A 23,151-nucleotide genomic window follows, 5' to 3' on the forward strand; every position below is an offset into this window, starting at 1 on the left:
CGATGAGAAAGCGGAAATGGCTGTACGGTATGGCAGCCGGCGCAATGCTTGCAGGCTTGCTTGCGGGCTGCGGCGGCAATAACAATAACGGCGCGTCGAGCGCAAGTCCGAGTCCAAGCTCGAGTCCGAGCGAATCGGCCCCGGCTTCCGCGCCGGCGTCGGAGCCGGCCAAAAACGTCCATCTGCGGCTGTACACGTTCGGGCCGGAGTTGACGTACAACTGGTCGCAGACGCTGAAGGCTTACGAGGACGCGAATCCGGGCGTCAAGGTCGAGGCCGTCGTGCTGAGCGACAAAGGCGACACGCAGGAGGCGATGAAGAAGCTGGATCTGGCGTTCGCCTCCAAGGAAGAGATCGACGTGCTGATGTTCAGCGATCCTGCCGGCTACGCGCAGCGGGTATCGCTCGGCATGGCGGAGCCGCTGGACGACTTCATCGCCCAGGACGGCGGGTACAAGGTGGCGGAGGAGTACAAGGTCGATACGACGCTAAACGGCAAAGTGTATGCGCTGCCGGGCAAATTCAATCCGTGGTACGTCATGCTGAACAAGGACCACCTCGACGAAGCGGGGCTGGCCGTGCCGACCGATTGGACGTGGGAGGAATATGCGGATTACGCGAAGCGGCTCACGCAAGGCGAGGGCAATACGAAGCGTTACGGCACTTATTTCCACGGGCCGCAGGGCGGAGGCTGGATGGAGTTCCTCAAGTTGAAAATGATGAATCAGCCGACCAATTCCGACTTCCTGAAGGCCGACGGCTCCTCCAACCTGGACGATCCGAACTTCAAGGCGACGCTGGAGCTGCGCATGAAGATGGAGAAGGAAGACCAATCCTCCGTTCCTTATACGGACATTATTTCCCAGAAGCTGGCGTACCGGAATCAATTCTTTAACCAATCCGCCAGCATGCTGACGATCGGAAGCTGGATGAATACGGAGATCGGCGGCACCGAGACGCTGCCGTTAACGTTCCATGTCGCGGTCGCGCCGTTCCCGAAAAACAATGCCGGCGACCCGGTCGGCTACGCTCCGGTCACGACGGATTACACGGCGGTCTCCTCGATCTCCAAAAACAAGGAGGAAGCCTACAAGTTCGTCCGCTGGTACACGACGGAAGGGCAGCTGGTGCAGGCGAAAAACGTACCGTCCTGGAGCAAGGTGTCCAACGATCAACTGACGCCGATCATCGATTCGATTCTGGCGGGCACGACGAGCCCCGAGTTGGTGGACAAAGACTCGCTGATCCAGACGCTGCTGGTGTCGAAGGCTTCGGAAATGATTCCGGCCGCTTCCTATCAAGCCGAGGTATACAGAGCCGTCAACGAGGAATACGAGAAGCTTATTCTCGGACAGCAGGACGTTGACGCCACGGTGAAAAACAGCCAGGAGCGAACGCAGCAAATTATCGAAGCGAACAAAAAGTAACGTGCTATACTGATGTTGCGGGGACAGCCGAGTCGCTGTCCCCCTTTGTTAACGATTCAGAAAGTATTGCGCACACGGACGGGGGGAGCTTGCATGCTGCGGATGAACAAGCGATTGGGGTTGCGGTCGATCCGGCACAAGCTGATGATCGCCGCAATCGCTTGCATTCTGATTCCCGCCGTGCTGGCGCAGTTCATTTACACCACCCTGACCAAGGACGCCGTGCAGCGCCAAGCGGTATCCAACGCCCAGGATTCCCTGCTGCTGGCGGAGAGCTCGGTATCGAACCTGCTCGTCAGCATGCTGAACATGGCGAACTATATTCAGACGAACGCGGACATGACGAGCTATTTCAAGCTGGTCGTCTCCGGCAATATCGAGAGCCGCGACGCTTATTTGAATTTTACCGACCGGAAAAAAATTCTCGAGCAGCTCGACAGCCTGACCGTCAGCGATAAAAGCTACATTACGGTGCTGCTGACGGACGGTACGGCGTTCACGAATTATTCCACAAGCGATTATAACCCGCTGCTGCTGATGGAGGAGCCGTGGTTCGAGCGGTTGGACGGCTTGAAGTGGCCGAGCTCGCACTGGATCGGCGCGAGTCCGACCGTGTTCGCCTATATGTCGGAGGAGAGTCCGTATCAGCTGTCGCTTGCCCGCACGCTGCGGCGGGACGACTCGCGCATCTACGGGTACGTCGTCGTTACCGTTATGGAGAAGCAGGTAAGACGCCTGTTCGAGAAGCTGAGCTCCGATCAGGAGATGATGCTGCTGGACGAGAACGACCGGATTCTGTCCAGCGGCGATACGTCGCGGATCGGTTCGACGTTCGCCGACGTCGGCGCGTCCGCGGGGCGTCTGCACACCTCGATCAAGACGATAGACGGGGAGAGGTATTTGATCACGGAGAAGCCATTCTCGTTCAACGATTGGAAGCTCGTGTCCAAGCAGCGCTACAGCGAAGCGATCGTCGATATCAGCTCGATTTTCAACCAGATATTCGTCGTGCAGATTTCTTCCTTGGCGGTGTTTTTGCTTATTCTGCTTGTGCTGCTCCGCGCTTTTACGAAACCGCTCGTGCAGCTTGGCCGCACGACCTCGAGCGTGCAGAGGGGCAATCTGAGCGTCAGATCGGGGGTTAGGGGGACGGACGAGATCGGCCGTCTCGGCTTCCTGTTCGATCAGATGCTGGACCGGGTTCAGGAGATGATCGCGGAGGTTTCCGACACGCAGGCGCGCAAGCGCAGGGCGGAGCTGAAGATGCTTCAGGCGCAGATTCATCCGCATTTTCTGTTTAACGTCCTGAATTCCATTCGCATGAAGGTGATGCGCGGCGGGGACGCGGACAGCGCGAAGATGATCGGCTCGCTCTCGACGCTGCTGCGCATGACGATCAACAGCGAAGCGGACGAAATCAGCCTGCACGAGGAATTGGAGCTGCTCGCGCACTATGTGGAGCTGATGAATTTGCGCCAGAAGGAGAAGGTCGAGCTGTCGCTGGACATTGCTTCCGAGACGATGCTCGTGCGCGTGCCGCGCTTTTTCCTCCAGCCCATTGTGGAGAACGCGCTGATTCACGGCTTTAATCAGAAGGCGGGGTTGATTCGCATTCGCGCGGAGATGAGCGCCGGCGCGCTTCATCTCTCAGTGGAGGACAACGGCGTAGGCATGGACGAAGCAGCCGTCGCGGCGCTGAATCGCAAGCTGCAGCGGGCCATGCACGCCCAAGGAGAGCGGCGGACGGCAGCCGCTGCCCCGGGAATCGGCTCCGGGACGGCTTTCTCGGGAATGGGCTTGACGAACGTGGTCGAGAGAATGACGATGCTGTGCGGAGGCCGGTTCTCTATCGCGGTGGAGAGCCGCAAGGATGCCGGAACGCAGATCCGGGTGACGATCGCTGAAGAGAGGATGGAGGCCCATGTATAACGTCATGCTGGTGGACGACGATTATCCCGTTCTGGAGCTGCTGTCGGAGTCGATCGATTGGGAGGAGCGGGGCTATCGCCTGATCGGAGCGTTCGAGAACGGCTTGGTCGCCTGGGATCACGCGCAGTCGGAAATGCCGGACGTGCTTATTACCGATATCGGGATGCCCAAGATGAACGGGCTCGAGCTGTGCGCCAAGATCAAGGAGCGGAAGCCGGACACCCGGATCGTTATTCTCTCGTGCCATAACGAGTTTGCTTACGCCCAACAGGCGATGCGGCTTAGCGTGCAGGAATATTTGCTGAAGGAGACGCTGCAGCCCGGCGATCTCGTTCCGATGCTGGAGCGCTTCAAGGAGGACCTGGACGCGGACCGGCAGACGAGCGGGGAGCGGCTGCGGCTGCACGCGCTGGCGAACGACGCCAGGGAGCTGCGCAAGGAGCAGGCGTTCAAAAACTTCATTCACCAGCCGCTGCTGTCGGCGGACGAGTGGATGAAGGAGGCGAACGGCTTCGGTCTGTTCACGGAGGAGATGCGGTGCCTTCCCGCGATTGGTTACGTCGAGGACTATGCCCGCGCGAAGCAGCGCTTCGCCTCGGAGCAGACGCTCCGGTTCGCCGTCGCCAACGTCATAGCCGAGGTGCTGGCCGAGCCGGAGCTGCGGACGCTGCATGTCGCTTACAGCGAAAGGAAGCATTTGCTGCTGTTCTCGTACAAGCCAAGCCTGAAGACCAACGCGTACGACCGGGCGGCGGAGCTGTGCCGAACCGTACAGAAGGCCGTCTGGGATGCGCTTAAAATCCGCATGTCGTTCGTGCTCGGCACGGCAAACGACTCGACGAGAGGGCTGAAGCGGAATTTGCAGGAGCTGGTCGCGGACGAGGATCAGAGGTTCTATCTGGATTCCGGCGCCGTAACGAAGCAGAAAACGGAGGAGCTGTGCGAAGAAGACTTGTTCGTCCACTACGATGCCGCCAATTCGGAGCTGAGGGAAGCGCTGATCGACGGCAGGCACGCCGACGCCGGCCGTCTGGCGGACGCCTGGATCGAACGGATCGTCCGCAAGCGGTATCCGCCGGCCGCGGTAAAGGATTGGGTGCTGAAGCTGCTGCTGGATTTGAAGCTGAAGCTGCGGACGCTCCAGTACGTCCGGTCGGGCTATTCCGCGGATACGCTGCACAAGGAAATCTCGGCGATCGATTCGGTTCGCGAGCTTCGCGAATGGCTGGGCGGCCAGCTCGCGGCTTCGGAGGAAGGAGATCGCGCGGCGTCGATCAACAAGCGGCCGGAGGTGAAGGAGGCGTGCAAGTATGTGTCGTTTAATCTCCACCGCCGCGTCTCCCTGGACGAGGTCGCCGACAGCCTGCACCTGAACGCCAGCTATTTCAGCCGGATGTTCAAGAAGGTGACGGGCGAGACGTTTATCGAATACGTAACGCGGATGAAGATGGACCGGGCCAAGGAGCTGCTGGACCAGACCTCCCATACGGTCGGCGAAATCTCCGAGCTGCTGGGCTACGACAATCAAAGCTATTTCATTAAGACGTTTAAGGCTCATGCGGGCGTAACGCCTATGGAATACCGTAAATAAACCGACGTTCGGGGAGGAGAAGGCGATGACGGAGGGAATCGGACGGAGCGCGGAGGAGCTCTATTATTCCGCGGGAGAGAGCGCTGCCGGCTTCTGGGCGCGGGCCGCGAGGGCGCCGGAGTTCTCCGGAATGGCTGCGGAGCTTCGCGCGGAAGGCGTGCGGCTGCTGGAGGAGCCGGTACCCGCGCTGACGGAGGAGCTGTTCTCGATCTTCGCGCGAACGGGCTCCCGTCTCGAGTTCGAGCGCGCGTATTTCCAGCGGCGGCGAAGGCTGAACGCTTTTGCGCTGCTAAGTCTGCTGGAGCCGGCCGCGGAGCGGTATTACGGCAAGCTGCTGGAGACGCTGCGGACGATTCTCGAAGAGCGGACCTGGTGTCTGCCCGCCCATGTGAAGGGAACGGATGCCGCGAAGACGATCGACTTGTTCTCCGCGGAGACGGGGTTTGCGCTGAGCGAGATTGCGTGCTTGCTGGGCGACAGGCTGCCGCCGGAACTGACGGAGGGGATCGATCGCGCCGTGGCGCGGCGGCTGATCGGGCCGCTGCTGCGGGACGGTCCCCACCATTGGGAGACAGCAAGGCATAATTGGGCGGCCGTATGCGCAGGATCGGTCGGCGCCGCGGCCCTGCTGCGGACGACGGATGCGGAGACGCTGGAGGCCGTTCTGGCCAAGGTTCTGCCGGCCCTGGACTGCTATCTGGACGGCTTCGGAGAAGACGGAGCTTGTCCCGAAGGGCTGGGCTATTGGAATTACGGCTTCGGCTATTACGTCTATTTCGCCGACCTGCTCGCCAAGCGCACGGGCGGCCGGATCGACCTGTTCGCGAAGCCGAAGGTCAGAAGCATCGCGCTGTTCCAGCAGGCGGCGTATTTGTGCGGGGACCGCGTCGCCTGCTTCTCCGATTCGCTGCGGGAGATTCCGTTCCGTACGGGGCTTACCCATTACTTGGCGCGGATGTATTCGGAGCTGGAGACGCCGGACGCGCGTTACGAGGCGGGACTGGGGGAGGACCACTGCCATCGGTGGGCGCCGGCGCTTCGCGATTGGCTCTGGCGGGATTCGCGGACGGCGGCGTCCGGAGGCTTGCGCCCGGCTTCGCGTTATTTTCCCGATGCGCAGTGGCTGCTTTCCCGTTGCGTGTCGGAAGCGGGACGCTGTTTCGGCTTTGCCGCCAAGGGAGGGCATAACGACGAGCCGCACAATCATAACGATATCGGGCAGTTTATGTGGATGGTCGACGGGACGGCTTTCGCGGCGGACTTGGGCAGCGGGGAGTATACGTCGGCTTATTTCGGCGCGGACCGGTACGCCTACGATTGCAACGGCTCGCAGGGCCATTCCGTGCCGATCGTGGACGGCCGCGGACAAGAGGCGGGGAGGGCGCATGCGGCCACGGTCCTGGAAGCGGCGGCGGGAGAGAGCGAGGACGCGCTGCGGCTGGACCTGCGGCGCGCCTACCGGGCGCCCGGGCTGGCGTCGCTCGTCCGCGAGCTCAGGTGGCGCAAGGCGGGCGAATGCCGATTGACGCTGACGGACGAGGTCGCGTTCGAAGGCGAGCCGCTAAGCTTTACGGAGAGAATCGTCACCTTCGCGGCGCCCGACCTGACAGAGGACGGAACGGTCCGGCTGACGAGCGGCGGCTTGACGGCGCTCATCCGCTACGATGGCGCCTTGCTGGAGGTTTCGGCCGAGCGGCGCGTCTATTCCGACCATTTCGGGGAGCCGCAGGCCTGGTATGCGATCGATTGGAAGCTGCGTCGTCCGAATTCAGCGAATCGGATCGAGCTGGTTTTCGAATTGGGCGATGGAAACGAACCGAAATACCGGGCCGAGTAAGGCTCAAGGCTGAGCAAGCCGGCTCGCTAAGATTGGCTCCAAATTAAGAGGAACAGAGAGGCTGTCCCCGATTCAAGTTGCTGTAAAAGATAATCGATGAAACAAGGGGCAAGGGGGATGTATCTCCTGGAGACTGCCTAATACGCTCCCGAAATCACCTATTAACGGGTTTACCCATTCAGATTTCGGGAGCGTATAGCAGCGGAAGGAGGTACATCCCCCTTCTTTGTCTATCGAACATCTTAAGCAACTCTGCTTGGGGAACAGCCTCTCTCGTTCGCTCAATCGCTGGATTTGCCGTCTCGAGCGATCAGCTGCTGCAGAGACGAAGCGGTAACCTCCAGCTTCTCTCCCGGAGCGAGGGGATGGCCCTTCTGCCCCTGTTCCGCCAAGCGGCGCGCGAACTGTTCGGAATCCTGGCGGATGGCCGGGAACGAGTTGTAATGCACCGGAATGACCAGCTTCGCGCCGAACCATTTGGCCGCCTGCAGCGCATCGTCCGGCCCCATCGTGTAATGGTCGCCGATCGGCAGGAAGGCGATATCGATCGGATGGCGGTCCCCGATCATTTTCATATCCGAGAACAGCGCCGTGTCGCCGGCATGAAGCAGCGTCAAGCCTTCAACCTGCACGATAAAGCCGGCCGGCATGCCGCCGTAAATGACTTGATCGTCCTCCAGGAAGATGCCCGAGCTGTGGAACGCCTGGATCATTTTCGCTTTGGCGAAGCCCAGATCGACCGTCCCGCCGATGTTCATTTCGATCGTCTTCAGCTTCTTGCGGCCCGACATGTACATCGCCAGCTCGAAGGTCGCGACGACGGTCGCATCGTTCGCCTTGGCGATCGGCTCCGCGTCGAGAATGTGGTCGGTGTGCGCATGGGTGAGCAAGATGTAGTCGGCGCGGATGTCCTCCGGCTTCGTTACCGCAAGAGGATTGCCTCTCAGGAACGGATCGAACAGCAATGACTTGCCTTCCGTGACGATCTGGATGCAAGAATGTCCATGGTAAATGATTTCCATCCTTATTCCTCCAATGCTCTCTTTTTCGTTGAAACCGCTGCATTCAGTTTACCGCATTCGCGCCGAAATTGCTTGTCCGCCGGCGAAGAGGCGGTCCATAAGCAGAGACGTACCAGATGATCGACGAAAAAAAAGCGGGCATCTATCTCCCGGAGGCTGCCTCATACGGTCCAGGATCGTATAGCAGCGGAAGGAGATAGACGCCCCATGAACATCCATCGGCAATTGTTCGGTGCGACTCTTACTGCTTAGGGGACAGCCCCTTAGAGATTGGACGTATGGCGGCTCAGTGCCAGCAGGTTCAGCTTGAGATCCTCCATATACGTCTTGACGCTCGATTGCAATTGGTTGAGGATAAGCCGTTGCAGCTCTTCGATGCGATCCTCCGTGCAGAAGGCCGAGCAGCTCAGAATCCCGTTGGCGTATTGTTTCGTCTCGATGATCGGCGTGTTCAGCTTTTCTTTGTAGATTCTTTTGACCGCGCCGTTCTCGGGCCTGATCTCGTAGTAACGTTGGGTTTCCAGGAGCAGTCTCCACGGCGCGACCTTAAATTCGTATTTGTCTTTGCGCAGCTCTCCCGTAACTTTGAAGAATAGTAACGTTTTTTGGATACGGTTCATGATGCGATTCCTCTCAATTCGTCATAATCCGGTCCGGAATGTTAACCTCTCCAGAAAGTACCAAGGAACATTTTAGCATAATCCGGCTTGCGATCAAACGCATTGGCCGTCAATTGGCGAACTTTTACCGAATCGTCACAACTTCGTTTCATCCGTTCCCGCGTCTTCTTGTCTTCCTCGCGACATACCATCCCATCAGCGCGAAGCCCGCCACAGCGCCGCCGAGATGGGCCCAAATATTGATTCTCGGCATGAGAAGCGAATAGACCAATCCGAATACGAGAGTAATATAAATCGTTTTCCGCGTAGCTTCGTCCAGAGCGAATTTACGGAAGACGGCCAAAAACAGATAAGCGCCGAACAAGCCGTAGATTGCGCCGGAAGCTCCAAGAGAGACGTATTCGGAACCGAGGTGCACGATCGCGCTTAGCGCGTTGCCGGCAATGCCCGCCAGAAGATAATAGACGAAATAGCGAACATGTCCGAGCAGCCGCTCGAGCGGCGGGGCGAAAATCAGCAGGGAGAAGCAGTTGAACAGCAAGTGATCCCATCCGTCGTGCAGGGCGATGGAGGTGACGTATCTCCAGGGCTCCTCCAGCCCGTAGCGATCGAAATACGGCTCCATGTAAAACGCGCCTCTGAACGTCAGCTCCCTATTCAGGACCAGATGGTCGAGCAGAAACACGATCAGATTAACGGCCAAGATGAAGGACGTTATCGGATAAGCCCGCAAGTAACCGCCGAACGTTTCGTTGCGTTGGAATATCATGTTCATCCCGTTCCTTTTATCGATGATACTTTCTACTATACCATCCGAGGGCGCAGACGCCAAAGCTCGAAGTCTGGAGTTGACACAAACGCTAAAACGATTTAATATTTAAACAGTTTAAATATAAAGTTGTGAAACCAATACGAACGAGGAGGGAGAAAATGGATCAGCAGCTGCAAAGATTTCAATTTGCCCTTCAATCGTTTATGCATGAAATGCAATCTGACATTCTGAAAAAGATGAAGGCGCAAATTACAGGGCCGCAAATGTTTATGCTTCATTTCATCATCAAGCACGGCCCCTGCAAGCTGACGAAGATCGCGGAGAAGATGGAAGTCAAGCCGAGCGCCGTTACCGTTATGATCGACCGTCTGGAGAAGTCCGGCTACGTGAACAGAGTTCAGGACAAGGCGGACCGAAGAGCGATTCTGGTGGAGGGGACAGCACAGGGGAAGGAAGTTCTGGAGCAGGCGACTCGCGAACGGAACGAAATTCTCGAGCATTACCTATCCAGGCTCGAAGCGGATGAAGCCCGGCTGTTGACCGAATTGTTGGAGAAAATGGTACAAACGAGTTCGCCCGATCCATCCTGACGACTGTCGCGGGGCGCAAGACGAATAAGGCATAGGGGAGAAGAGAACGTGGAAGATTTATCTCATAAACGCAAAGTGACCATCATGTTCGCCATTATCGTGGCGATGTTTTTCTCTGCGATCAACCAGACGATCGTAAGCACCGCCATGCCGCGAATTATCGCTATCCTGGGCGGCATGGAATACTATACCTGGGTCATTACCATCTACATGCTGGCCTCGACGATCGCAACCGTTCTGGTCGGCAAGCTGTCGGACATTTACGGCCGGAAGCCGTTTATTCTCGCGGGGATCGTGTTCTTCCTCATCGGAGCGTTCCTGTGCGGATTCTCGCAGGATATTTATCAGCTAATCGTGTATCGGGGAATTCAAGGAATCGGCGCCGGCATCATTATGGCTTCGGCGTTCACCGCGGTCGGGGATTTATTCGCTCCTCGGGAACGCGGCAAGTGGACGGGAATCATGATGGCCGTATTCGGCTTCTCCAGCGTGCTGGGACCGGCTCTCGGCGGCTGGCTCGTCGACAATCTGGAGTGGAAGTGGCTGTTCTGGATTTTTCTGCCCCTTGGCCTTGTCGCTTTTGTCATGATTTGGTCGCTGTTTCCGAAGACGGAGCGGAAGGTCTCGGAGAAAATCGACTACTGGGGTTCCTTGTTCCTCAGCTTGACCATCACGGCGCTGCTGCTCGGCTTCTCTTGGGCAGGGACGAAATACGAATGGGGCTCCCCGGAAATTCTCGGTTTGTTCGGAGGGGCGATCGTATTCGTGCTGATCTTTATTTACTCGCAGACGAAGGCGGCAAGCCCGGTGCTTCCGCTGAGCCTGTTCCGCAATGACATCGTCACCTTGTCCAACGTAATCGGCTTTATTATGAACGCCGGCATGATGGGAGCCTTGATCTACTTGCCGTTTTTCGTGCAGGGCGTGGAAGGCATCTCGCCTACTTATTCCGGGTACGTGACGATGCCGATGTCGATCTCGATGGTCATTCTAAGCGCATTGGTTGGCAAATGGATTACGAAGACGGGAAAATACAAGAAATACGCGGTGATGGGTTTTCCGATCATGATAGCGGGAATGCTGATTATGGCGTATATGAACAGCGTCTGGATGGCCGTCGTCGCGATGATCGTGTTCGGAATCGGCCTCGGCGTAGGAATGCCGGTGTTCTCGCTCACCGTTCAGAACGCGGTCAGTCCCGCTCAGCTCGGCGTCGCGACCGCATCGTCCCAGCTGTTCCGGAATCTCGGGGGCACGATCGGGATCGCGGTGATGGGCACCATCATGCAATCCAGCCTGACGGGCAACATGAAGAAGGCCGCCGCATCGGGCGACGCCTTCCACTTCGCCGATCTGGACCCCGAAACGGCGAAGCAGGTCGCCGCGTTCCAGAATCCGGAGATGCTGCTGGATCAGCCGAAGCTGGAGCAGCTGCGGCAGACGCTGCCGGAAGACGTGCAGCCGTTGATTACGCAAATGATCGATATGCTGCGCGACGCGCTGAGCAGCTCCTTGACGACCGTCTTCCTGTCGGGTATGGCTCTTGTCGTCGTCGCGCTTGTTCTTGTCCTCTTTCTGCGCGAAATTCCGCTCCGGACGTCCAACAAGATGCCGGAGGAGGAAGCGGCAAGCGGCAGCGTGAATCTGGCCAAAGTAGAGAATGCACACTAACCTCCAACGATCTCCAACCGTCAGGGACAGCTTCCTGGCGGTTTTCTTATTTTAAAACGAGTCCATCCCCAGGTCCGGATGCAAAAAAATTCAGGAGGCGCCGCCGATTCAGCGGTCTTGCCCGTTATGCCGGGACCGCTTGTCGACCAGGGGCGGATGGCCGGTAACCTTCTTGTACTGCTTGGAGAAGGAGTACACGTCGGGGAAGCCCAACTGTTCGGCGACGTCGCTAATGCTCATTCGCGTCTCGTTCAGCAAAAAGCGGGCTTGACGGGCAAGGGCGCGAATATGATATTGCTTTAGCGTGGCGCCGTAGTATTGATGGAACAAACGCGTGCATTGCTTGACGGACAGGCCGGCTTGTTCCGCCCATTCGTGGACGGTCATCCGGTGATTCGGAGACTCGTCGATTTGTTGGCGAATCCGTACGATTCGTTCGTCGTGGAAGGCGCTCCGGCGATTCAGGCGGTCATTCGTCAAGTTGGCGAAAATCTCGTACAGGACGGCTGAGCACAGCTGCTCCCGTCCTGCCATGTCCGACGCCATGAAATAGCGGAAAAGCCGATCGAATTTCTCCGTGTAATTTAAAGCCGGCTCCGGCGAATAGACCATGCAGAACGGATGATCGAACAGGTTCACCATCCGATTCGACTCGTTGTCGTATATGCCAAAACGCATCGGCATGATGGACGGAAGGTCGGAGAGAACCGGTCTGGCGCTGTGCCCGAACGCATGACTGACGAAAATGATCTTGCCGCTGTGCAGCGGCTCCTCTTCGCCTTCCAGCCAATAATAGCCATGGCCTCCCTTAACGAACAACAGGTGCAGGTCCTGGTTTCTTCGGTTTTCTTCGATGTGCCAGGAAGGAGGGACGGTCACGTCGTGAAAATGATGGATTCTGAAGTGGCAGCGATAGGGAACGGAATCTATAATCTTCCTCAACTGCAATGAAATATCCCCATCTTCCATGTCCGTTTTTGACATCTTCGATCCCTCTTTTGACATTTTATTTTCTCGCGGGCTCTTATACCATATAAAACATAGTTCGATGAAAAAAGCCAGAAAAGCTTTGGAGGAATGACTGTTTTGACAAATCGGCCCAATCTTGTTTTGTTTGTGACGGACGATCAGCGTTTCGATACGATCGCGGCTTTGGGGAACGACTTGATCTCTACGCCGAATTTGGATGAACTGGCGCGCAGCGGCGTCGCTTTCACGCAGGCACACATTCCCGGAGGGACGTTCGGCGCGATTTGCATGCCCAGCCGGGCAATGCTGCATACGGGGAAATCCTTGTTTCACTTGGCCAATCACGGATGGGAAATCCCCGATGACCACGTGATGCTGGGCGAGACGCTGCGGAGCGCAGGCTATCGCACCTTTGCCACCGGAAAGTGGCATAACGGAACCGCTTCGCACGCCCGGAGCTTCTCCGAAGGCGGGGAAATCTTTTTCGGGGGAATGGCCGATCATTGGAACGTGCCGGTATGCCGTTACGATCCGAGCGGCGTTTATGCGGAAACCGCCAGGAAGATAGACAATCCCTTCTACCAGAACAAGGCGAAGGAGGTTCACTGCGATCATCTGACTCCGGGCAAGCATTCGACCGAGCTGTTCGGCGATTGCGCCGTACGCTGGCTGGAAGAGGAAGCGGATGAGCGGCCGTTTATGATGTACGTGGCGTTCATGGCTCCCCACGACCCGCGAAGCATGCCCGACGACTACCGAAATCTGTACAAGCCGGAGGATATCCCGGTGCCGGACAATTACCGGGAAGAGCATCCGTTCGATTACGGCATACGCGATATGCGCGACGAAGTGCTGGAAGCCTATCCGCGCACGCGGGAAGCGATTCGCCATCATATCGCCGAATACTACGGGATGATCTCGCATCTCGATTACGAGGTGGGGCGGGTCATTGCCGCCTTGAAGAAGGCCGGCAAGTACGAGAATACCATCATCGTATTTACGGCGGATCATGGGTTGGCGCTGGGCCGGCACGGGCTGATGGGTAAGCAGAGCAATTATGAGCATTCTATTCGTGTGCCGCTGCTGCTGGCCGGTCCGGGAATTCCAAGCAATCAGATCCGTTCGACGTATTTGTACCTGTACGATCTGTATCCGACGTTATGCGAGCTGCTGGGAATCGGGGTTCCGGAATCCGTGGAGGGGCAGAGCCTGGTGCCCGCGCTTCTCGATCCCGGCCTGCAGCATCGCGAGTATTTGGGATTGGCTTACGAGGATGCGATCAGAGGGATCAAAAATCGGCGGTACAAGCTGCTCGAGTATCGGACGGAGACGGTGAAGGAGACGCAGCTGTTCGATCTGGAGACCGATCCCGACGAGCGCTTCAATTTGTTCGGTCTGCCTGAATACGAGGACGTTGCAGACGAACTGAGGGAGCGGCTCCATGCGATTCGCGACGAAGGGGACGATCTCGCGCATCCGACCGGTATCCGCTTCTGGGGGCGCTATTAGACATTCGAACGAGAAGGGCAGACGGGCCCCGCCGGCATCGGCGGCGGTTCGAACGCCGGAATTGAAAGCGTTAACGTAAAAGGAGGGCAAAGGATGCGGGGGTATTTGGAAGCGGGCATCGGCAGACCGCTCAAGAAGCATTGGCAGCTGTACCTGTTCATTGTTCCGCCCGTGCTGTATTTCGTCATTTTCAAGTACGTTCCCATGTTCAATATCGTATTGGCGTTTAAGGACTATAACGTCATCAAAGGCATCTGGGGCAGCCCCTGGGCCGGCATGAAGTATTTCGATTTGTTTTTTCATAACCCGGTATTTGCGACTTTGCTGAAAAATACGCTGTTCCTTTCGCTGAGCCAGCTGGCTCTGACTTTTCCGATTCCGATCTTGCTGGCGCTTGCGCTGAACGAAGTGAGGCATCGGCGGTTCAAGCGGTTTGTACAGCTGGTGACTTACGCCCCTTATTTTATCTCGACCGTCGTAATGGTCTCAATTATTATGCTGTTTCTGGCGCCCAACCTGGGGCTGGCGAATATGCTTCTTGGCGCGCTTGGCATCGATTCGATCAATTTCCTGGGACGTCCCGACCTGTTCCGTTCCATCTATGCCTGGTCGGAGGTTTGGCAGACCGCCGGCTATTCCGCCGTCATTTATTTGGCGGCGATCTCCGGAGTCGATCCTTCGCTCTACGAAGCCGCGAAGGTGGACGGGGCGCCCCGGCTTCAGAAAATTCGCCATGTGGATCTGCCGGGGATTCTGCCGACGATCGTCGTGATCCTGATCCTGAACGTCGGCAGCTTGATGGCCATCGGGTTTGAGAAGGTGTACTTGCTGCAAAACCCGCTGAACCTCTCCAGCTCCGAAATCATTTCCACCTATGTGTACAAGATCGGACTATTGAACGCAAATTACAGCTTCGCTACCGCTGTCGGACTGTTTAACTCCGTCGTCAATATGATTTTGCTGGTTCTGGTTAACCTGATCGCCAAGCGGCTAACCAATAACAGCCTTTGGTGACGGGAAATGCCAGAAAGGGGAAACTGCCATGACCGGAATGAATCGGGCCATACGCGAGTCGTATGGAGATCGCCTTTTTTTGTTCGTTGTGTACCTCGTATTAAGCATCGTGCTGGTCGTCGCTTTGTATCCCCTCGTGTTCATTGTCAGCTCTTCCTTCAGCAGCCCGTCTGCCGTATCCGGAGGGCGCGTATGGCTTTGGCCAATAGAGCCGACGCTGCTGGGCTACAAGGCGGCTTTTCAGAACGGCCAGATTGTAACCGGCTATGCCAACTCGCTGTTTTATATGATCAGCGGTACGGCGATCAGCGTGACGCTGACGATTATGCTTGCGTATCCGCTCGCGAGGCGAACGTTCGCCGGGCGAAAGGGACTCATGATGTTCACCGTATTCACGATGCTGTTCAGCGGCGGATTGATTCCGACCTATATGGTTGTTAAAACGCTTGGTCTGATCGATACCCGCTGGGCGCTGCTGCTTCCGAACGCCGTATGGGTCTGGCAGGTCATTATTGCTCGCACCTACTTCCAGTCCTCGATTCCCGAAGAATTGGCGGAAGCGAGCGAGATGGACGGCTGCAGCGATTTCCGATTTATCCGCAGCGTGGTGCTGCCGTTGTCCAAGCCGATCGTTGCCGTATTGGCGCTCATGTACGCCGTCGGACAGTGGAACGCTTACTTCGACGCTTTGATTTATTTGAAGTCGAACGACCTGTTTCCGCTCCAATTGTTTCTTCGGTCGATTCTGATCTTGAACGCCAATGCCGGAACGATGGACACGGGGCAGATTGCCGAGCAGCAGCAATTGGCCAGCCTGATGAAGTATTCGCTTATTGTCGTATCCAGCCTGCCGGTGCTGATGATCTATCCGTTCGTGCAGCGGTATTTCGTTCAGGGGATGCTGATCGGTTCCGTCAAAGGATAATCGCGTTGTTCGGAAAGGGGGGATGCCTATGTGACGCGCTCGGCATGCGAGGTTTGCCAGACCAGATCGCCAATAATGAACAGGGAGAGGGTTAAACGTGAGAAAGACAGGAACGACAGTTATGCTTGGTTTGCTTGCCGCGCTCCTCGTGCTGTCCGGCTGCTCGAATAGCGGCAATCAGGCGGATTCCGGCAACGGCGGCGGGGCGACCGGCGAGGCTTCCCCTAACGCGAAGCCGATTACGCTGTCCATCTTCGCCAATGAAGATACGACCAACAATCAGAACCTGCAAACCAATGCGTTCACGAAGCTGATCGAGGAAAAGTTCAACCTGAAAATTGACTGGACGACCGTCCCCTTCGACGGGGCCCCGGAAAAGAGACAAATATCGCTGGCAAGCGGCGATTACCCGGATGTATTCCTGCTCGTTCCCTATGTCGATCATTTCACGCAGAACGACTTGCTGCGCTACGGTCAGCAAGGCGTGCTGGTTCCGCTGAACGAGCTGATTGACCAATATGCGCCGAATTTGAAGCGGACGCTTGACGACAATCCGGACTACAAAGCGATGAATGTCGCGCCGGATGGGAACATATACGGCCTGAATGGCTTGAGCGCCTGTTACCACTGCTCCTATCCGAACAAAATGTGGGTCAACACCTCATGGATGGAACAGCTGGGAATCGAGACGCCGAAGACGACCGACGAGTTCAAGAAAATGCTGGAGGCGTTCAAAACGATGGACCCGAACGGCAACGGCAAAGCGGACGAGGTTCCGTTGAGCGGTTCGACGGAGACGTACGGCGTACACGTCATCCCGTATCTGATGAACGCCTTCATCTATAATGACGACCGGACATACTTGACGTTAAACGGCGGCAAAGTCGAGATGGCCGCCATTCAACCGAAATGGAAGGAAGGCCTTGCGTACATCAAGTCGCTGTACGACGAAGGGCTGATCGATTCGGGCGCCTTCACGCAGAACGCGGAAACGTTCAAAAAAATCGGCGAAAGCTCTCCGCAAATTCTCGGTGCGGGCGCGGCTATGCATCCCGCTATCTTCCTGGACATCGGCGAGAACAACCGCTACTCGAAAGACTACAATTCGATTCCGCCGCTGACGGGGCCGGACGGCACTTCGTACGCTTCTTACGCATATACCGGCAATACCGGCGCGACCTTCGTCATTACCAATAAAGCAAGCGAAGAGCAGCGAATCGCGGCGATCAAGATGCTCGAATACCTGTACACGTTCGAAGGTCAGATGGGAGCCAAAATCGGGGTGAAGGGAGTCAGTTGGCGCGACCCCGAAGCCGGAGAAGAGGCGCTTAACGATCAAATGCAGCCGAAATGGGCGATTATTCAGCAGCCTGCCGGCGGGTCGTCCGGCAACAAGGCTTGGGGAATCGGCTACAACCTGAGCGCCGAGATCAGCGGATCGCAGGTGCAATCGACCGATATTTACAGCAACAGCGGTTACGAACGGAGATTGTTCGAAGCGACCAAGAACAATTACGATGGCAAGAGGCCGGAAGAAGTGTTTCCCTATTGGGCCATCTGGAACGATTCGGAATCGGCCGATCAGATCGGCATGTACCAGACGAATCTGAACAACTATATCGACCAAAGCGCGCTGCAGTTCGTCACGGGCCATAAGAGCCTGGACAAGGATTGGGATTCGTACGTCAAAGGCTTTGACGGGCTTGGGCTGGCGGCCTACCTCGAGATTATGCAGAAGGCCTACAACACATCCGAATACGCGGAATAACCGCCGAGACATCGAAGAGCAAGGCGAGGCTCGTCTTGCGCGCAAAATAGCATACGGACAAGCTGGCGAGAGACCTTGACGTCGGGATTATCCCGATCCGCGAGGAGCTCTCGCTTTTGCGCTTTTGAAGGGGACGTTTTTAGGCCAGGAAATCTAATTGTTATGTGCGTAAACCGGGCGTAAACTGTGTGTAAACTGTGGAAAAGCCTGTGGATATGTGAATGAAACTGTTGATAACCCTATGAATATCCGAAAAATCTAGAAATCCCTCCCCACTCCCTGTTAATATCGATACAGGCCGCATTTGCGGCAGGAGCGGACATCGGAGGTTATCCACATGAATGTGCTTTCTTGGCTGTTGGGCGCAGTGCTTGTTCTGAATATGATGCTGGCTACCGTAATCATTTTTCGGGAACGAAGGGATATCGGCTCGACCTGGGCATGGCTGCTTGTGCTGTATTTTATCCCGCTGCTCGGATTTGTGCTGTATTTGTTTTTCGCGCAAAATTTCAAGAGAACCCGGCTGTTCGAGTGGAAAGAGATCGACAGGACCGGAACGGAAGAGGCGGCGAGGGAGCAGCTCGTCCGCGTCAGCGAAGCGGGACATGCGATGCGCAATCCCGCGGCCAACGATTACCACGATCTGATCGTGATGCATCTGAAGGCGAAGCTGGCTCTGTATTCCGAGGACAACGAGGTGGAGCTGCTGCTCGACGGCAAGCGGAAGTTCGACCGTTTGTTCCGCGATATCGCCGAGGCGAAGGACCATATCCACATCCAATATTACATTATCCAGAAGGACGAGCTGGGCGCCAGGCTGATTCGGGCGCTTGCCGAGAAGGCGCGCAGCGGGGTAAGCGTCCGGCTGCTGTACGACGAGCTGGGCTCGAGAGGACTGCATAGGCGGAGCCTGCAGGAGCTTCGCGACGCGGGCGGAATCGCCGAGGCGTTCTTCCCGTCCAAATTCCGTCTGATCAACTTCCGGCTCAATTACCGAAACCATCGCAAGCTCGTCATCATCGACGGGAAAATCGGGTACGTGGGCGGCTTTAACGTCGGAGACGAATATTTGGGATTGGACCCGAAGTTCGGCTATTGGCGGGACACGCATCTGAGAATTCGGGGCGGCGCGGTGCAGGCGATGCAGACGCGGTTTATTCTCGATTGGAATCAAGCTTCCCGCGAAGACATTCATTACCGTCCGAATTTATTTCCGGAGCCGGGAGCGGGGAGCGGGAAGACGGGCGTACAGATCGTGGCCAGCGGCCCGGAATCGAAGCTGGAGTACATCAAGAACGGATACGTGAAAATGATCACCTCCGCCAAACGGTCGATCTTGATCCAGACGCCTTATTTCGTGCCGGACGCCGGCTTTCTGGACGCCTTGCGCATCGCGGCCCTGTCCGGCGTGCAGGTGAGCATCATGATTCCGGACAAGCCGGACCATCCGTTTATTTACTGGGCCACGCTGTCGCATATCGGCGTGATGCTGCGGGCGGGCGTATCCGTCTATCTGTACCACAATGGATTCATGCACTCGAAAACGATCGTCGTGGACGAGGAGATCGCTTCGGTCGGCACGGCGAACATGGACGTGAGAAGCTTTAAGCTGAATTTCGAGGTAAACGCGTTTCTCTACGACAAGGAGATTTCAAGCAAGCTGGCGGACGCGTTCCGGGAGGACATTAAGGTGTCCGAGCTGCTGACGACGGACAAATACGCCCGGCGCTCGCGCCTTGTCCGGGTCAAGGAATCGGTGTCCCGGCTACTGTCTCCGATACTGTGAAGCCGGTCGAGACGCGAAAGAGAGGGCAGCGGGAGTCGATCGCTCCGCCGCCCTCTCTTTTTTGCTGCGAGCCTGTGAACGCGGCTCCCGCATTCATTTTTTCGCGTACGCGGTAAAGGGTTTGTTCCCCGTTGACAGGCCCGGCCGCAAGGCGACCGGAATTTTGATTTGGCGCAGCGTAGCGGGATCGCCGATCGTTTCGACGAGCAGATTGACGGCTTGCGCGCCGATTTCCTCCAGGTTCTGCTCGATGAAACCGAAGAAGGGGTGATGCAGGTCGCGAATTCCCGGATCGTCGAAGGACAGAATCGCCAGGTCCTCGGGAACCCGGATATTCAAGGACTCCGCGACCTTGGCGACGTACACGGCATCCAGCGGATTCAAGGCGAAGACAGCCGTAACGTCGGTATTCTTCGCAAGCCATTCCCGGATTCGCTCCATCGAATTGATCTCGTCGTGATAAGGCAATTCATCGTCCGTTCGGGTCAGCCAATGCCGCGGCTCCACTTGCAGCAGCGCCTGGCTGGCGAAATCGAGATATCCGCGGAAACGCTCTTCGGCGCTGGACGTCTTCGATTTGGGGGAGGATACGACGCCGATCTTGCGATGGCCCAAGCCGGCCAAGTATTCCGCGCCCATCTCGCCGCCCTGATAATTGTCGGAATAGACGGCGTTCGTCTGAATCCCGGGCAGAAACCTGTCCACCAGCACGAACGGGAAGCTGTTGGCGCGAAGCTGCAAAATTTCCTCGTTGTACGATTCCCCGTCTACCGGGCAGATGATTAAGCCCGCCGCTCCCGCGGCCGCCATCTCGCGAATGGCCGCCTGTTCCTCCTCCTGGGAGAAAACGGATTTCACGACGAGCGTATACCCCGCATCGCGACAGGCCTCTTCGATGCCGTAAAGCAAGCGGTACGTAAAGTTGTCGTGGAAAGGAAGCATCACGAAGCCGATCAGCTTGGGATTAATCTCCTTTAACCGAGGGTTGTCCGAATAATGGTTCATTTCGGCGGCTTTGACGAATGTTCCTTTGCCGGCAATCCGGTACACGAGCCCTTCCTTGACCAGATGCTTGATCGCCGTCGTGATCGTCACGCGGCTGACCTTGAAATGCGACATAAGCTCCGCTTCCGTCGGAAGCTGGTCGCCTTCCTTCAATATGCCCTCGTCGATCTGCCCTTTGATATATTCCCTGATCTGGATGTGCAGTGGTTTTTTATTTTGCTCCATACATTCCTCGCCCAAATGTCATAATATATTTTATTCTATATGATCTATCGTACTTTGAAAAGGAGAATCTGTCTATTGCTATAAATAATGTCTTATCAAATGAATTATAAAATGTATTGACTAAATGAATGATGCAATGTAAGATTCATTATTGTAAGCGGCTACAAATAGCGAAGGGGAGAATGAAAATGAGAAAAAGCTGGCTGGTCGTCATTGCGGTCTTGCTGATCGTGATGACGGCATGCGGGAAAAACAACGGCGCAACGAATTCGGAAGCGAGCGAGAAGCCGAGCTCCGGAGCGGTCGAATCCGGTGCCAAGCCTGTGAAATTAACGTTCTGGCATGCGTGGACGGGCGACGACGAGGTAACGAAGGCGTTCCTGCAGCTGATCGAGAAGTTTCAGGCGGAGCATCCCAATATTGAATTGGAAATGCTGGCCACGCCGCACGATTCGTACAAGACGCTTCTGAAAACGGCCGCCGCCGCGAACGACATGCCCGACGTGTTCCTCACCTGGGCCGGAGCGATGACGAAGGAGCTGGTCGACGGACAAGCGATCGGGTCGATCGACGAGCTATTGCAGGACAAGCCGGAGTGGCGGGATAACTTTCTGCCGAACTCCTTCACCGACTTCACATTCGGCGATCGGGTTTACTCCGTTCCGATGGAATTGACGCCGACCTCTTTTATTTATTACAACAAGACCTTGTTTGACGAAAACAACGTCAAGGTGCCCGAAACGTGGGACGAACTGAAAACGGCAATCGATACATTCAAGGCTAACGATATTATCCCGATCGCGCTGGGAAATAAGGCGACATGGCTTGCCCAGTCCTCGATATTCAGCGCGCTCGCCGACAGGGTCACCGGCACGGAGTGGTTCTTGAAGGCGGCTGCCCTGGACGGCGCGCAGTTTACCGATCCCGAGTTTATCCAGGCGCTCGGCTATTTGAAGGAATTGTCCGACATCGGGGCGTTTCAGGAGGGATTCAGCAGCATTGACAACGTAGGACAGGAGCAGCTGTACAATCAAGGCAAAGCGGCCATGTTCATCGAAGGGGCCTGGGCGATTACGAACCTGGTCTCCCAATCGCCGCCGGACATTCTGGAAGCGACGCATCTGACGGTTCTGCCTTCCATTCCGGGAGGCAAGGGCAATCCGCAAGCGACTTCCGGCGTAGCGGGTCTCGGACCGGCCATGAGCTCCAAGGTTTCCGGAGACAAAAAAGCGGCCGCCTTCGAATTGATCTATGCCTTGGCCGGACCGGAAGCGCAAAAAATGAGCGTGGACAACAACAAGCTCGTCAGCTACAAGGTCGAAGCGTCACCCGACAAGGTTTCGCCGCTCTTCGCCGAAGCCAATCGCCTGGTCGGCACGCTGGAGCTGACGCCGGTCTATGACGCCGTCCTTCCGGCGGCGGGAACGGATGCCGTTAATAACGGCTTGATGGAAGTGCTACTGGGAGCGAAGCCGGAGGATGTGGCGAACAGAATCCAGAAAGCGGTCGAGCAAGCGTTGGGCAAATAAGAGGGAATGACGGAAGTCCTCCTGTCGCGGGGGGCTTCCTCCTTGAGGGGAGAGCGGAATGACAGCCAAGCATAAGAGCTGGTTCATCTTTATCGGATTGCTGCCGGCAACCGCGCTATTTCTGTTGTTTGTGATTACGCCGATTTTCTGGTCGATGTACTACGGTTTTTTTAATTGGTCGGGAATCGGCTCCGCTAAATTTATCGGCTTCGATAATTATATCGAAATCGGGCAAAGCCCGATTTTCTGGAAGGCGCTGAAGAACAACCTTATTGTCGTGGCGGCGTCGGTGCTCGGGCAGGTGCCGTTGGCGCTTCTTATCGCCCTGCTCCTGACCAGAAGCTCTTTTTTTCACCGATTCGTCAGGGCGGCGGTTTTCCTGCCGATGGTTCTTTCCTCCGTCGTCATCGGGATGATCTGGCAGTACATCTACCACCCGCAAATCGGGATCTTGAACTTTGCCTTGGAGAAGCTGGGATTGGATTCCTTAAAGGCGCAGTGGCTGGGAGATCCCGCCATCGCCATCTATTCCTTGATCCCCCCTCTGATCTGGAATTACGTCGGTCTGTATTTGCTGCTGTTTATGGCGGCGTTGTCCAACATTCCGTCGGAGGTGAACGACGCCGCCAAAATCGACGGGGCGGCCGGTTGGGTCAAATTGGGCAAGGTGACGCTGCCTATGATTTGGGGCACGGTGCAGACGGCGGTCGTCCTCTGCATAGCGGGCAGCCTGAAGGTGTTCGACATGATCTTCATTATGACCGGCGGAGGCCCGGCGCACGCTACGGAAGTGCTGGCGACCTATATGTACAATAATACGTTCAGCATCTATCGCTACGGGTACGGAAGCGCCGTATCGACGGTCATGATTCTGATCAGCTTTACGATTATCGTCGTCAGTCAATTGATCATGAGAAGGGACAATTCCGTTTCTTGATCGGACAGCAGGGAGGAAACGATGC

General features: G+C 56.6%; 18 protein-coding genes. 13 read left to right on the plus strand and 5 right to left on the minus strand.

The features are described from left to right. Positions 1-2: 2 nt before the first annotated feature. The 4 genes from ACFFT4_RS16070 to ACFFT4_RS16085 all read left to right on the plus strand — a co-directional run bounded on the left by ACFFT4_RS16070 (position 3) and on the right by ACFFT4_RS16085 (position 6,784). Positions 3-1,427, plus strand: coding sequence for an ABC transporter substrate-binding protein (locus tag ACFFT4_RS16070; RefSeq protein WP_378049288.1), 1,425 nt, complete (start codon positions 3-5; stop codon positions 1,425-1,427). A 93-nt stretch (positions 1,428-1,520) separates the two neighbouring features. After that, complete coding sequence (locus ACFFT4_RS16075; protein ID WP_378049290.1) at positions 1,521-3,356, plus strand: sensor histidine kinase; 1,836 nt, start codon at positions 1,521-1,523, stop codon at positions 3,354-3,356. Further along, a complete protein-coding gene (locus ACFFT4_RS16080) occupies positions 3,349-4,947 on the plus strand; it encodes a response regulator transcription factor (protein ID WP_378049292.1) in 1,599 nt (532 codons plus the stop codon). Before ACFFT4_RS16075 ends, ACFFT4_RS16080 begins: the two co-directional genes overlap by 8 nt. Before the next feature lie 25 nt (positions 4,948-4,972). Then, positions 4,973-6,784 (plus strand): heparinase II/III family protein, encoded by a 1,812-nt coding sequence (locus ACFFT4_RS16085; protein ID WP_378049294.1) that lies wholly within the window; start codon positions 4,973-4,975, stop codon positions 6,782-6,784. Between the two features lie 281 nt (positions 6,785-7,065). On the opposite strand, the gene ACFFT4_RS16090 is transcribed toward ACFFT4_RS16085, so the two are convergent. From ACFFT4_RS16090 to ACFFT4_RS16100, 3 genes are all read right to left on the minus strand, one after another. After that, entirely contained in the window at positions 7,066-7,806 is a 741-nt protein-coding gene (locus ACFFT4_RS16090; RefSeq protein ID WP_378049296.1) for a metal-dependent hydrolase, read from the minus strand. Between the two features lie 263 nt (positions 7,807-8,069). Next, the gene (locus ACFFT4_RS16095) at positions 8,070-8,426 is read right to left on the minus strand and encodes a hypothetical protein (protein ID WP_378049298.1); all 357 of its coding nucleotides are present in this window, start codon (positions 8,424-8,426) and stop codon (positions 8,070-8,072) included. A 148-nt stretch (positions 8,427-8,574) separates the two neighbouring features. Further along, positions 8,575-9,195 carry a rhomboid family intramembrane serine protease gene (locus ACFFT4_RS16100; RefSeq protein ID WP_378049299.1) on the minus strand — a complete coding sequence of 207 codons (621 nt, stop codon included), beginning with the start codon at positions 9,193-9,195 and terminating at the stop codon, positions 8,575-8,577. A 161-nt stretch (positions 9,196-9,356) separates the two neighbouring features. Between ACFFT4_RS16100 and ACFFT4_RS16105 the strand changes: the two genes are divergently transcribed. Both ACFFT4_RS16105 and ACFFT4_RS16110 read left to right on the plus strand, forming a co-directional pair. Continuing rightward, positions 9,357-9,788 (plus strand): MarR family winged helix-turn-helix transcriptional regulator, encoded by a 432-nt coding sequence (locus ACFFT4_RS16105; protein ID WP_378049301.1) that lies wholly within the window; start codon positions 9,357-9,359, stop codon positions 9,786-9,788. A 48-nt stretch (positions 9,789-9,836) separates the two neighbouring features. After that, positions 9,837-11,459, plus strand: coding sequence for an MDR family MFS transporter (locus tag ACFFT4_RS16110; RefSeq protein WP_378049303.1), 1,623 nt, complete (start codon positions 9,837-9,839; stop codon positions 11,457-11,459). Between the two features lie 108 nt (positions 11,460-11,567). Here ACFFT4_RS16110 and ACFFT4_RS16115 read toward each other — a convergent pair whose 3' ends face one another. Continuing rightward, positions 11,568-12,443 carry an AraC family transcriptional regulator gene (locus tag ACFFT4_RS16115; RefSeq protein WP_378049305.1) on the minus strand — a complete coding sequence of 292 codons (876 nt, stop codon included), beginning with the start codon at positions 12,441-12,443 and terminating at the stop codon, positions 11,568-11,570. A gap of 102 nt (positions 12,444-12,545) precedes the next feature. Between ACFFT4_RS16115 and ACFFT4_RS16120 the strand changes: the two genes are divergently transcribed. From ACFFT4_RS16120 to cls, 5 genes are all read left to right on the plus strand, one after another. Continuing rightward, the gene (locus ACFFT4_RS16120) at positions 12,546-13,937 is read left to right on the plus strand and encodes a sulfatase family protein (RefSeq protein ID WP_378049307.1); all 1,392 of its coding nucleotides are present in this window, start codon (positions 12,546-12,548) and stop codon (positions 13,935-13,937) included. Between the two features lie 93 nt (positions 13,938-14,030). Beyond that, positions 14,031-14,951, plus strand: a complete 921-nt coding sequence (locus tag ACFFT4_RS16125) for an ABC transporter permease (protein ID WP_378049309.1) — start codon at positions 14,031-14,033, stop codon at positions 14,949-14,951. Between the two features lie 37 nt (positions 14,952-14,988). After that, positions 14,989-15,876, plus strand: a complete 888-nt coding sequence (locus ACFFT4_RS16130; RefSeq protein WP_378049481.1) for a carbohydrate ABC transporter permease — start codon at positions 14,989-14,991, stop codon at positions 15,874-15,876. 97 nt (positions 15,877-15,973) lie between these two features. Then, entirely contained in the window at positions 15,974-17,644 is a 1,671-nt protein-coding gene (locus ACFFT4_RS16135; protein ID WP_378049310.1) for an extracellular solute-binding protein, read from the plus strand. A 337-nt stretch (positions 17,645-17,981) separates the two neighbouring features. Next, entirely contained in the window at positions 17,982-19,430 is a 1,449-nt protein-coding gene (cls, locus tag ACFFT4_RS16140; RefSeq protein ID WP_378049312.1) for a cardiolipin synthase, read from the plus strand. 93 nt (positions 19,431-19,523) lie between these two features. Here the strand turns inward: cls and ACFFT4_RS16145 are convergent, their stop codons facing one another. Next, positions 19,524-20,660 (minus strand): GntR family transcriptional regulator, encoded by a 1,137-nt coding sequence (locus ACFFT4_RS16145; protein WP_378049313.1) that lies wholly within the window; start codon positions 20,658-20,660, stop codon positions 19,524-19,526. A 188-nt stretch (positions 20,661-20,848) separates the two neighbouring features. On the opposite strand from ACFFT4_RS16145, the gene ACFFT4_RS16150 reads away from it, so the two are divergent. Together ACFFT4_RS16150 and ACFFT4_RS16155 are read left to right on the plus strand one after the other, a co-directional pair. Continuing rightward, positions 20,849-22,189: an extracellular solute-binding protein gene (locus tag ACFFT4_RS16150; RefSeq protein WP_378049315.1), complete on the plus strand. Its 1,341-nt coding sequence runs from the start codon at positions 20,849-20,851 to the stop codon at positions 22,187-22,189. A gap of 58 nt (positions 22,190-22,247) precedes the next feature. After that, complete coding sequence (locus tag ACFFT4_RS16155) at positions 22,248-23,126, plus strand: carbohydrate ABC transporter permease (RefSeq protein ID WP_378049317.1); 879 nt, start codon at positions 22,248-22,250, stop codon at positions 23,124-23,126. Positions 23,127-23,151: the final 25 nt, after the last annotated feature.

It is taken from the genome of Cohnella cellulosilytica (assembly GCF_042431195.1).
Taxonomy (GTDB): domain Bacteria; phylum Bacillota; class Bacilli; order Paenibacillales; family Paenibacillaceae; genus Cohnella; species Cohnella cellulosilytica.